We start from the raw sequence: 13415 nt of genomic DNA, 5'->3' as shown, positions 1-13415 counted from the left end.
GCTTGCAACGGATTATATAAATCCTGTTACAAGCGTTTTTTTATTGTCTAAAAAACAATGATAATCAAAATATGCGATGTTTTTCAGTGCCCTCTCAGTTTTGATAGCTCTTTTTTTGTTTGGTAGTTTTTGTATAAATGTTCTTTTACTTGTATGTTGAAAATAGTTATGTATATGTAATCCTATATTGTGTTATATCTAGTACGTTTCTGGGAAATTTTTCCATAGATTGTAAAATAGTTTGATTTTGTGTATTTTCTTTCGATATAAAAAAAACCAGCATATGTTGATATGTCAACTATTGCATGTTCATTTTGGATTGTATTTTAGTATGAATTCTTAAGTGATCTTGAGTAGGATTTGTTAATTGACTATGATTTTGCGTATTTCTTTCTTACTTCCAGCTGTTACGGTCAGAAAATAAATACCAGATTGTGGGCTAGGAATTTCGATTGTCTCTTCTAGTTTTAGTGTTTTTGGAAATGATTTAGATACGATGGAGCGGCCAGTTATGTCTGTGATTTGTGTATAAATTTCATTTGTATCATCGCTTTCCAAGTATAAAGTGAATTTACCCTGGTTTGGGTTCTTGTAAACTAAAAGATTTAGAATCCCAAAATGAGGTTGTCTTAATGTGTAGTTTTTTGTGCAAATCACTATAGAAGCGCTATTTAGAGTTCCTGTGTCAGTTGTGAAAGCATCCCTAATTCTAAAGGTCCATGTTCCTTCTGGGTTTTCATTGTTAAATGTAGCAAGGTTTCCTGCGGGTACTATTGTTTGAAGTGTAGTTTTTCCACATACTAGCTCACTTCCTGAGTCATCAAAGGTAAGGTCGAGTGTGCCATTGGAGTCACTGCACAATCTGTCAAATAAGCTAACTGTAGTACCATTTGGGCTTACGATATCCATTTGTAAATCTGAAATATAACTATGGGTAAAATTCACATTCACCTTGATGTTTGAGACGATATCCGTTGTAGCTGGATTTGTTATTGTACGAGTAGTGTAAGCTGCTTTTTCGGGTATGGCAAAAGGAGCAGAAAAAGTATAAGTGTTGCAAGTATAATCTACTGCATACCCAATTGCAAAAGTTTTGCTGTTTAAGGCATAATATATATTGTCTATGGGTTCAATGAGTATTCGACAATTTTTTTGGGTTATATTGGGTACCTCTATTCTTGCTGAGCCATTATTGGCTATGTTTGCTGCTAAAGTTGTGGTGAATGTTAATCCTCCATCTGTAGAAAGTTTAATGTTTACATTTGATGATCCAGGTAGTGTATTTGAGTTGTTTACGTCCCAAGTTATTGTTTCAAAGCTACCTTGTAACCAGCTGACGTCATCAGTATTTTGAGAGGTTAAGGTAAACGGTCCGGTGGTTGCGTTTACGGTTATAACTGTTTCGTCACTATTGGTCTGAGCAGTTCCTTGAATAGCATTGTCTCGGCCAGTAAGTACAAAATGAAGTGTTCGTGCTACTGTTGAAACAGATTCCCAGTTGCTTGTTAATTTATTTGATAGTACATTGTCATAATTAGGCATATATCGCATAGGACTGGTTGTTGGGTACACTGAACGAAATAGTGGTCCGCTTGTCTTTGTAGGTATTGCTAGGCTATTTGCTTCACTAGCTCCTGTGGTTGCGGAATCATTTTGTTCCCAATTATATGTTATAATATCTCCTTCTGGATCGGTTCCTGAGCCTTTTAATATAAAAGCCGTTCCTTTTGGAATTGTATAGTCGGGTCCAGCGTTTATAACGGGTGGATTATTTGCAATAGGAGTACTAATCGGACATGTTTTTGTGCTTAAATTAGTTTGAATTTGTAAAATACTTGCGAAAGAATAATAATCATCTGAGTTGGCTTGTACGTCATAGGACTCTGTTACTCCAGCGTATCCCATGATGGTAGATCCACTTCCAGGTTCTACATTTACACCCGTACCTTCAATATCGTAGGAGAACGTATGGTTTGCCCCGAGTTGGTGTCCAAATTCATGGGCTACAAAGTCAATGTCAAAAGCATCTCCTTCTGGTTTTGAGTTTCCTGGCGAGGTGTATGCACTACCTTTTCCATAAGAATCTAAATTCTTGGGGTTGTCACACACGCAGCCTATGCATCCTGCATTACCACCACCGCCACTTGCACCAAAAACATGACCTAAATCATATGCGCTGTTACCAATAGTGTTGGTTAAAGTTTTTTGTAATTCAAGTCCCCAATTGTCTAGATCACTAGCGTTTGAATAGGGGTCGGTTTTTGGATTTGTGAAAATTAATTGTTCATTATTTGCTATAATGATTAGTTTGACGGCCAAATCGCGGTTAAATACTGCGTTTACTCTTGTCAATGTAGCATTCATTGCAGCCAATGCTCCTGCAACAGTACCACCATGGTAGATTGCATACTCTGCAGTACATGATAGAGCAAGTCGTAAGGTTTTGAATACTTTGGCGCTTGAAGTAGTTTTTGAGGTTTGGTTTAAAGTAGGTTTGTTTAATGACTTTTCTTCTGTTTTACAGGTTAAATGTGTAGCTCCTTCTTCTGTGGTTTTGCTATTAAAAACAATGTAAAGTGCAGGATTTTCTGGGTAAGCTTCTATAAATTCTGAGCTGCTGTCTGCTCTTAGGATAATGGTTTGGATACCTTTTGGGGAAATACTAATGTTCAAAGTAGCATTTTTATCGGTTATTCCTTTTCCTGCGTACGATCTTATATCTTTATATTTTTCTTGTAATTCGGGTTCTAAATTGGAGTTTTCCCAAACACTGAATTTTTCCAATGTGCCTTTGGTATTAGGTATTTCGATTATAGAATTACTAGCTTTGGCAGTTTTGCTATAAGTTAAAGGTAATAGTTGTTTAAAGGTAGTGAGATCAAGTTGGTATAATAATATCCTTTCCGGTTGTGTGATATTAGTAGGTTTATTAGTTATCGAGTTGGCCTCTTGGTTTATTTTTGTCCAAGAGTTGTGGTATTGAGCGAATGAGGAGAGGTGGTTTGCAAAAAGTAGAACAAGTAGGATGTATTTCTTCATAGTTGTAAGCGAATATAATGGTTCAAAAATAACGCATTTTAATGTGAAATATTCGTAAGGGATTTTTTTTTAGATAAATGATAACGATTAAGAAGGTATGTGGTTAGTTTTCTGTCACTAAAAAGATTCAATCCTTTATAAAAAAAGCATAAAATCAATTCTTGAAGTTGTTACATTTAAAATAGATACTATAAATTTGCAGCATCTTAAAACAATTACATTGAAGATTTTTCATTCTATAAAAGATTTTAGTTCTACTAAGAAAACCATTTTGACCCTTGGCACCTTTGATGGGGTACATATCGGACATAAGAAGATACTCGATAAACTAATTCAAAGTACTCTAAGTAATGAATTTGAAAGTTTAGTTTTGACCTTTTTTCCTCATCCACGCATGGTATTACAGGAGAAATCAGAAATTAAATTACTAAATACTATTCCAGAGAAAGTAAAGCTTTTGGAGGCTATTGGAATTGAGAATTTAGTTATTCATCCTTTCGACGAAAGTTTTTCGAGATTAACCGCGGAGGAATTTGTTTCAACTATTCTTGTAGATCAATTTCGAATTCAAAAAATTATTATTGGACATGATCATCGATTTGGTAGAAATAGAACTGCTGATATAAATGATCTTATTGGGTTTGGAGAAAAATATGGTTTTGAAGTGGAACAAATTTCAGTGCAAGAGCTAGATAGTATTTCGGTGAGTTCAACCAAAGTTAGAAAAGCAATTGTGGAAGGAGATATGTGTTTGGCAAATAATTTCTTAGGATATGACTATTTCTTTACGGGAACAGTAGTAAATGGTAGGCAGTTAGGGCGAACAATTGGTTTTCCTACTGCGAATATTAATATCAAAGAGGATTATAAATTAATCCCACTGAATGGAGTTTATGTAATTAAAAGTTTATTGGATAATAAAATCGTTTATGGGATCATGAATGTTGGTTTCAAGCCTACAGTTGGAGGTGAGGAATTATCTATAGAAGTACATTATTTAGAGTATCAGGGTGATTTATATGGACAAGAAGTAGTTGTTTCTATTTTGAATTATATTCGTCCGGAGCAAAAATTTGATTCTATAGACTTATTGAAAAATCAAATAGAGTTAGATAAAGCGCAAGCCTTATCTTACATACAAAAAATTAAATAAGTTGAGCTTGTAATTGTATGTTTTTACAATGACTATCTAATTGGTATAGGTATTTTTACAAGTAGTTTTTTTTATAATTTTACAACTAAGAAAATACATAAATTGTAGATGCTACAAATTATTGCTTTTAGTTAATTTCATTGCTTCATTCGAACAATTTGACTACTTTTGGAGCTTTAAAAAACCGTATTGATGAGTATCACAAAACACAACTGGACAAAAGACGAGATAATTGCTATATATAATAAGCCATTAATGGATTTGCTTTACGAAGCAGCTTCAATTCATAGAGAACACCATGATCCAAATGTTGTTCAAGTTTCAACATTATTATCAATAAAAACAGGAGGATGCCCAGAAGATTGTGGATACTGTCCACAAGCGGCACGCTATCATACTGACATTGAAGGGAATGATTTAATGACAGTAAGCCAGGTAAAAGCGCAAGCTCTACGCGCAAAATCAGGTGGTTCTTCACGAGTGTGCATGGGAGCTGCTTGGAGAAATGTTAAGGATGGTCCAGAATTTGACCAAGTTTTAGAAATGGTCCGTACAATCAATAAGTTGGATATGGAAGTATGTTGTACTCTAGGTATGATTACTGAAAACCAAGCACATCGTTTGGCAGAAGCAGGTTTGTATGCCTACAACCACAATCTAGATACATCTGAAGAATATTATAAAGAAGTAATTTCTACACGTGGATACGAAGACCGTCTTCAAACAATCGAAAATGTTCGTAAGACAAACGTAACTGTATGTAGTGGTGGAATTATAGGAATGGGAGAGAGTATTGATGACCGTGCCGGTATGTTAGTAGCGCTTTCGACATTAAACCCTCAGCCAGAATCAGTGCCAATCAATGCACTTGTTGCTGTTGAAGGAACTCCGATGGAAGAAGAAAAACCAGTTGAAATTTGGGAAATGATTCGTATGGTGGCTACTACACGTATCATCATGCCTGAGACACAAGTTCGTCTTTCTGCTGGAAGAATGAATATGAGTAGAGAGGGACAAGCTATGTGTTTCTTTGCTGGTGCAAATTCTATTTTTGCTGGAGATAAGTTACTAACAACCCCTAATCCGGATGTCGATGATGACATGAAGATGTTTGATTTGTTAGGTTTGAATCCTCAAAAGCCTTTTACTAAAGTATCACAACCACAGACTGTAGAGGCTGCTGAATCACAATTTACAACCTTGGGAGAAAAACCAAAATGGTCCAGACCAGGTCATGAAATTGAAAGAAACCTTGAAGCTTCGCAAAAAGGTAAATAATAAATAAAAACCGTTTCAAATTTGAAACGGTTTTTTTATGCTCTTTTATATCTCAAAAAAATTAATTGACTAATACTTTTTTAGTAACTAATTTTCCGCTTTTGAGCTTGACTTTAATAAGTAGTACTTGTGTCTTCTTAGGCGTTACAGTAACTTGAAGTTCTTTATTGTTGACTTTTGTACTTGATAGGACTTCTCTACCTGTAAGATCATATAAATGCACTTCATTAATTTGTTCAGTGTTTGAATGAATAGTAATTATATTCTCCTTTTGAGAGATTATTACATTGTTTTCTTCTATATCATGAACCGTTACTCCCAAGGTTGTTTTGGCTTGGTAGGACAATTGGAAACGGTCATCAAAAGTGCCAGCATCTGTAGAGAAGGTATAAGGACCAGAATTTAGATTATGCATGATTGTGTTTTTCTTGTGTGTCAAATAGATATCTTTTTCAGCCAAGTTACCATCAACGTTGTCTATTGCGATTTGAAAATCTCCTTTTATAGAACTGCTATATCCAAGCGGTACGCTGTCGTCAAATTGTGTTTCAATAGCTCGTCCTTGGATGCTAAAATTTTGATCATCATTAATGCTATAAAAGTTTATGTATGGATTGGCGTTGTAATTCCATCCGTCATAACTAGCGTCATATCCATTGGTTGCACCTGTTAAATAACCAATGAGTATTTGTTTGAAAGCACCTTGTTCATTTGTTACATTAAGCCAAAGGCGATTTTCACTTTGTACGGAAGTTTTCTTGGTAGATTTTGAACCGGTTGCAGGTCGAAAGAATTTGCTATTGTCAATGGTGGTTCCGCCAATCATACGCATACTGTTGTTAAACGTTGCCGAACCTGTTGTCATGCTAAAAGCAATAAAACCTTGGCCAGCTGCTATCTCCCTAGTTGGTGCTGCTCCACCAGTTGTGGCAGCAGTGCCTCCTATTGCTGTGGCAGTACCTCCAGTTAAATTATATGATGCGTAATCATCAGCAGTATAGGCATATTGACCGGAGCCTGGATTGTTAACACTACCTGAAGCTGCTATTGCGCTTTTATGAGTCCAGAAATATAAGGTTCCATAAATCACACTGCTGTTGGCATTGATAAAAGCATCAGCATCAATAGCAGATGGGTAAGGATTTCCTATAAGATTTGATTTGTCTTCTCCCCCAAGTGGTACGGTTACTACACCATTGTTGGGTACACCCATAAATGGTCCTTCATAAAGACTAGGTACAGCTGGTGCTTGATATGTTTGTGGTCCTCTTATGATATACCCTTGACCTACAGTCATTGTATTACTACTGTTTTCTGGTGTCCAAAAATTAGCTGCGGCATTGAATGAAAAAAACTTATCATAAAGTGTACCCGGAGATAAATTGTATAAAGTTTGACCCTCTACAGGGGAGGACCAATACGTATAATCAAAATTTGTAATTTGGGTAGTTTGTCTTTTGTAGTTGATGTTTCCTGTGTTAGGTGTAACGGGGTTGTCGTTTACTTGAACTAAACTTGCATTATTTTTGAAAGTTAATGATCCGTTCACTTTGACTTCATTTTGTATAATCAAACTGTTTCCTGAAGCTACATTTACTGTAAATGGAGTATTTACTGTTAATCTACAAGCTGTGATATTGCCAAAAGTAGCAGTATCATAATTAGAATTGATTATAGCGTGTACAGTACTAGTAGGTGTTCCGTTTGACCAATTTGTTCCATTCCAAGTAGTCGCAATTGTTCCGCAAATTGGTGTTCCTGTTAAAACTATATCATCGATTCTGAAATATTCACTTCCAGTTGGAGTAAATCTAAAACGTATTCTAAGATTTGAAGTTGTAGGTATTGTGCCAGAAGGTCTTAATAATATCCATCCTGTAGTTCCTGTTCCTGTGGGTCTAGTGTATGTTAATGAGGTGTAATTTATCCCGTCAGAACTAACCTCAATAATTAATTCATTACTAAAAGCATTCTGATTTTTATAATGACCCAGCGATAATATTAAGTTTGTGAAATTGGAAGTGTCTATTCCTGAAATTTCAAAACACCTTGGATTTGAAGGGGTGAAAAAAACATTTCCTGCTCCTGAAGCTCCTATTTGGTCTGAAGAATCGGTTATCCTGACTTGAGCAGTTCCAGAAAATAGTATGGGTGCTGTGTTTTGAAAAATATTTGAAGCAATAGGAGTGTCGCCAGATGGTGTACCCATGTTTTCACTAAAAATAATAGTTTGAGACCATCCTATAAATGAAAAAAATAGAAGTAGATATAGTAATTTTGATTTCATTAATTCTATAAGTTGATTACTTAATTTGCAAATAATTTATTTTTAAAAGTCAGATACTTGTAAATGAGTTGTTTATAAATATAAAATTATTTTTTGAGGCAAACAATATACTAGCTAATTATGTGTTGTAATTCCGATGTAGTGATAATTTGTATCGTTTAACGGAATCTTGATTACGCAAAAAAGCCTCTTACATATTATTTGTAAGAGGCTTTTGTTGAATAGGGAAAGGATTAGTTGAACTGTTGCAAGACCTTTTTCAGAATAATTTGATCGTTTTCTAATTTTATTTTGAATAATAATACTTGAGCTGAATTAGAAACCTTAGGAAATGTAATCTCTTTACTATCGATATTTATTCTTCTCGAAATCAATTTTCCCGAGATGTCATATAAGAACACTTCACCTATTGACTCTATAGAAGAAGTGATAGTAATAGTGTTGCCTTTTTGAGAAACAATAACTCCATTACTTAAAGTTTTAATATTATCAATTCCGAGTGTCTTTTCTGTCTTGTATGAAATAGTGAAACGATCGTCAAAGATACCAGTACTAGTTGTAAATTTGTATGGACTTTGCTTTAAGTTATGAGTTGTAAGGGTTAGTTTGTCTTCTAAAAAAACATCCTGATTACTCATAATGCCATCAGTATTGTCAATGGCGATGGTGAATTCACCTGCAATGGTAGAACGATATCCTAAGGGAATTTTGTCAGTGTCTTGAAATGGCAATGCTCTTCCTTGAATAGTTAATGGGTTATTCTCATTTATACTATAGAAATCAATAAACATATTTCCGTCATAGCTTAAGGCATCATAGCCGCTGTCATAACTATTACTAGCACCCGAGATATATCCAATTAATGTTTGTTTGAATGCACCTTGAGTGTTGGTTAGGTTAAGCCAGAGTCTGTTTTTTACAATAGTTGTTGTAGTTGTTTTTGCTGTTTTAATACTAGATCCAGGTCTGAAAAATTTCGAGTTTACTAGGTCACTACCTCCTGACCCTAAACGCATACTATTGTTAAAAATAACGCTACCTGCTGCACCTTTTCCATCTGCAAAAAAGGCAACACCTGAAGCGATACTTCCATTAGGGATATTTGATGACCCTGAAGCTGATGCGCCACCCGCACCTGTACCTACGCCACCGGTCAGTGTATACGTAGCATAATCATCTGATGTATAGGCGTATTTCCCTGTTCCTTCGGATCCATTTGTAATGCCACTAGCTAATTGAATTGCGGTGTTATGTGTCCAAAAATACAAAGCGCCATCCAGTACAGCACTGTTAGCAATGATAAATGCATCTGCATCAATTGCTGAAGGGTATGGGTTTCCTGTAAGAGTTGTTTTTCCAGCACCTCCAGAAGTTGCTGAAACAAGTCCATTATGTGGTTCGCCTTTAAAGGCAGCTGATACGCTAGTTGAGCCAGTATCAAACCAAGTTCCTCCACCTCTAACAATGTATCCAACACCAGCTCCCATTATAGTGCTTTCGGATTCCCCTGACCAAAAATTGGTGCTAGCATTGTAGGAGTAGTATAAAGTTCCGGGTACTATTGCACCCAATGTAAAACCACTTACAGGTGCTGACCAATACACATAATCTGTTTTTAGTATCGGTGTGCTTGCCCTGTTATAAGTAATGATTCCTGAATTTGAAGGCGAAGGAGAATCATTGATTTGTACCAAACTAGCATTGTTTTGAAAAGTTAAGTTGGCTGTATTTTCTACTATTAATTGATGATTTATTTTTAAAGTATTACCCGAATTAAACGTTACTGTTCTTCCTGATTTTACTAGACACGAACAAGCATCAACATTTGAAGTTGAATTGTAATTCCCATTAAAGATAACGGCTTGTGTAAGTGTTGGTGTATTTCCTCCATTAGACCAAGCACTTCCATTCCAAGTATTAGTAATTACTGGATTAATTACAACATCAGCCGAAATAGGGGAGGTACATCCTACATTATTTTTTACGGTAAAAGTATAGGTTGCTCCTGTTAAGCCAGTCACAGTATACGTTGTTCCGCTTCCGCCTGTAACTATAGGTGATGTAGTTCCAGTTTGATATAAATCCCAAGTGCCTGATGATGGAAGTCCATTCAGTACGACGGTTCCAGTTGTTATCTTACAATCAGGATGAGTTCTTGTTCCTACCGCTGGGGCAATAGGTGTTGCTGGTTGAGTATTTATAGTAAAAGTAACAGATGGTGAAACACAGCTCGTTAAGTTGCTTTTAGCTGTCATGGTATAAGTTCCTGCTGTTCCTGTTATAGCCCCTGCATTATTTATAGCTCCCGTAGGTGTTATTGTATATACATTTTCAGTACTGTAATTGGTAATGCTTAGATTACCATTGGCGCTAGCACAAGTAGGATGGGTTATTGCACTTAGAGTAGGTTTGACCGTTCCGTTAGCTACCCCTGTTTTAGTAATAGAGTATGGGCTAGTGCCACAAGGTCCGGAAGCTCTTATTCTTGTATAATAAGTTCCTGGTTCTAGTCCTGTTACTACATATTCACGAATACTTGAACTTAAAATTTCAATATTAGATTTTCCAGCCACCATCTCGCTAGGTAAGAAAGTATTTGTGGTGGCGATATCAATGTAGTAAGAAGTAGCTCTTTGTGCAAGTGACCAATTTAAAGTAAAACCATCACAAGTTGTAGCACCTGTGTTACCTTGTACTGGTGCTAACGTAGTAGGGAAAGTGCTTTTTGGCTCTACTAAAGAATTAGCACTAGTGCAGTTAGGAGAGTTGGAAACAGCTCTTACTCTAAAATAATAAGTAGTATTGGGTTGTAATCCTGTTACTGTATGATTGCTTGTATATCCAAGATTAGTATTATTATAACCCGGTGCAAAAGTACCTGCAGTAAATGTTGATGTGGTAGCAATATCAATATAATAATCAGGACTTAATGATGCAGAGGCGATATTCCATCTTGCAATAAAACCATCACATGTTGGATTTGTATCTGTTCTTACATTAAGCGGGATTGGATTTCTTACAGTGATAATTATTTCATTTGAATAATCCGAATAACAGGTAATTCCACCACTTGTTGCAAGTGTTCTTCTTCTGTATTTTGTTGTAGCTGTCAATGCGGGTGGGGTATAAGTAGCATTCGTAGCGCCAGTAACAGTTGTGAAACTTCCACTAGTGTCCGTTTGCCATTCGTAACTTATTGTCCCCGATCCAGTACCTGGTGCTGTTGATGTTATAGCGGCAGGAGCAGTACCACTACATATCGTTTGTGTATTACCTATACTACCGGGTGAATTTACTGTTACTATGAGCGTAAACGTATTTCCGGTGCAACCTGATACATATGGAACTACTGTATAAGTTGCTGTTTGTGCAGTAGTTGTTGGGTTTGTCAAAGTTCCAGTAATGCTAGTAGGTGATCCTGAGCTTGCTAGTCCTCCTGTTAAACCTCCAGTAACTACTGGGGCAGACCACGAAAAGGTGGTGCCAGCGGGGACATAACCGTTTGTGCCATTTACTGGTGTACTCGTGAAATCAACAGTGTTGCATATTGTAGCTGTCATATTGGTTATTGCAGGAACAACTGTGGAAGATTCGACTAGGAATGATTTTGTTTCAGTACAGATTCCTCCAGTAGAAACAGTAACGGAGTAGTTTCCAGCTACTAATGATGATATGTTTTTTGTTACTGCAGTAAATCCAGAAGGGCCGGTCCATGCATAGTTGTATGGGTTAGACCATACTGGCGAATTTTCAAGCGTACCGTTAGTACCCGTTGGTAGTTTAGTCAAAGTTAGTCCAGAACCATCAAAAAAGTTGTAAGCTGCAATAAGTCCTGTTTCAGAACCAGTGTAAGTTTTCGGGCAATTAGCCAATTTAGTAATCTCTGTAGCAGATAACGCGGTGCTATATAAACCAACTTTCATAATACTTCCAGGAAAGGAGCCTCCAGTTGCATCTATAACTCCACCTCCAATTTTGGAATTGTAGGTGGTATCGCTTCCGTAATTACTACTGACAGCAGTTGTTGTGCTCAACAGTATACCATTAAAGTAAATTTTTATATTGCTTCCATCCCCAACTGCGGCAATATGATGCCATTTAGATTCATTCAGCCCAGTAGGGATTGTTGCTGTAGCTGCACCTGTAACGGGCGAATATAGCTCAATAGTTGTTGCGTTAGAAAAACCAAATTCTAAAGTATTATTTTGACCAAATAAACTCATCCTAGTTTTTCCGCTTAAATCTGCATATTTGAATCGTATCCAACCTTCCAAAGTGAATTTGCCTTTATTACTAAGTAATGAACTTCCTAAATTAACATAATTATTACTTGCATTTGAAAAAGTAAGTGCATTTGCGGTAGTCATATTTGTAATAGAAATTGAACCAGTTGCAGTATTGGAACAAGTAGAATTTGTGACTGTTCCTGTTGGCGTAGCTAATTGGGCATAAGAAATAACGGGAAATATAGAGCTAAACAATACTATTAAAAATGTATAAAATGTATTTGATGATTGTATAATAAATAATATATTTATCTTTTTTTGAAGTGCTTTCATATTCGATATTATAGTAATTATATAAAAATATTTTTTAAATAATTAAGTATAGTTATTGTTTTGTAGAATTTAATAGAGGTAAAATAGGCCAATATTAAAAACTATTCAAATTTTTGTAGAACTAATGATGAGGTGTTTGCCGTTCTAAAAGTTTGGACAGTTGTGCTTCGATTATTTGAAAATGTGAACCGAATATAAATACAAGAAAATCGGTTTGTAGTAAATAGGTGTTTCATAATAAGTGAATTTGATTTTGGGGCTAATCAAGTTTCTTAATTTGCAAAGAAAAGCTTTTAAAAGTATATACGAATAAAATTCGATGATAGTTTTTATTTATCGATTAAATACATGCTTTAAGTTTTTTTAAGAATAATATTTGATAATAAATGTTTTGTAATAGAAATTTAAAATGATAATCTCCCCTTAATTTTGTATTTTTCGCTTTCAAAAAATACTACATATTAGCAATGTACATTCTCCAAGAAGTAAAACGAAAAATAGAACATTACTGCGCCTACCAGGACCGTTGTCATCAAGAAGTGATTTCTAAATTATGGGAAATGAAAATGGAGTCTGATGAAATAGATGTTGTTGTAAGTCAGCTTATCGCTGATAACTTTCTAAACGAAGAACGTTTTGCATGTAGTTTCGCCAGAGGAAAACACCGCATTAAGCATTGGGGGAAAGTCCGAATTACAAACGAACTCAAATTTCGAAAAATCAATCAAACTTTAATTAAGATTGCTTTTAAGGAAATAGAGGGGGAGTATCATACTAATTTCGAGATTTGGTCTCAGAAATATTGGGATACTATAGCTGAAAGAAATGCATTAAAAAAACGAAAAAAATTCTGTGATTATTTTCTTCGAAGAGGTTTTGAGTCTTTTTTGGTATACGATAAAGTCAAAGGGTTAGAACTGATCGAATAGTAAATAATCGATGTGCTAATAAAATGGATTTTTTAAATAATACAGTAGCATTTTTTTGAAAAAGAGATTTAAATATTTTGAGGTAAGCAGTTAAATTCATATCTTTAAAGTATTGAAAAACATAGAAATAATGGAAATTTTTAAAGGTCAAAATCTCATAGAGTTCTCTG

Annotated in this window: 6 protein-coding genes; 3 read left to right on the top strand and 3 right to left on the bottom strand. The window is 35.4% G+C overall.

The window, feature by feature from the left end:
* Positions 1 to 363: 363 nt before the first annotated feature.
* Entirely contained in the window at positions 364 to 3039 is a 2676-nt protein-coding gene (locus M2326_RS16865) for a zinc-dependent metalloprotease (RefSeq protein ID WP_264620719.1), read from the bottom strand.
* 220 nt (positions 3040 to 3259) lie between these two features.
* On the opposite strand from M2326_RS16865, the gene M2326_RS16860 reads away from it, so the two are divergent.
* On the top strand, positions 3260 to 4192 hold the full coding sequence (locus tag M2326_RS16860) for a bifunctional riboflavin kinase/FAD synthetase (protein WP_264620718.1): 933 nt from the start codon (positions 3260 to 3262) through the stop codon (positions 4190 to 4192).
* A gap of 192 nt (positions 4193 to 4384) precedes the next feature.
* The gene (bioB, locus tag M2326_RS16855; RefSeq protein ID WP_264620717.1) at positions 4385 to 5470 is read left to right on the top strand and encodes a biotin synthase BioB; all 1086 of its coding nucleotides are present in this window, start codon (positions 4385 to 4387) and stop codon (positions 5468 to 5470) included.
* Positions 5471 to 5531: 61 nt separating this feature from the next.
* On the opposite strand, the gene M2326_RS16850 is transcribed toward bioB, so the two are convergent.
* The gene (locus M2326_RS16850) at positions 5532 to 7757 is read right to left on the bottom strand and encodes a T9SS sorting signal type C domain-containing protein (RefSeq protein ID WP_264620716.1); all 2226 of its coding nucleotides are present in this window, start codon (positions 7755 to 7757) and stop codon (positions 5532 to 5534) included.
* Positions 7758 to 7990: 233 nt separating this feature from the next.
* Entirely contained in the window at positions 7991 to 12316 is a 4326-nt protein-coding gene (locus M2326_RS16845; protein ID WP_264620715.1) for a LamG-like jellyroll fold domain-containing protein, read from the bottom strand.
* 467 nt (positions 12317 to 12783) lie between these two features.
* On the opposite strand from M2326_RS16845, the gene M2326_RS16840 reads away from it, so the two are divergent.
* On the top strand, positions 12784 to 13245 hold the full coding sequence (locus M2326_RS16840) for a regulatory protein RecX (protein ID WP_264620714.1): 462 nt from the start codon (positions 12784 to 12786) through the stop codon (positions 13243 to 13245).
* Positions 13246 to 13415: the final 170 nt, after the last annotated feature.

Source organism: Flavobacterium psychraerolatum (assembly GCF_025960985.1).
Taxonomy (GTDB): Bacteria; Bacteroidota; Bacteroidia; order Flavobacteriales; family Flavobacteriaceae; genus Flavobacterium.
Note: the sequence above shows the minus strand (reverse complement) of the source record. Positions and strands in the feature narration are given on the sequence as shown.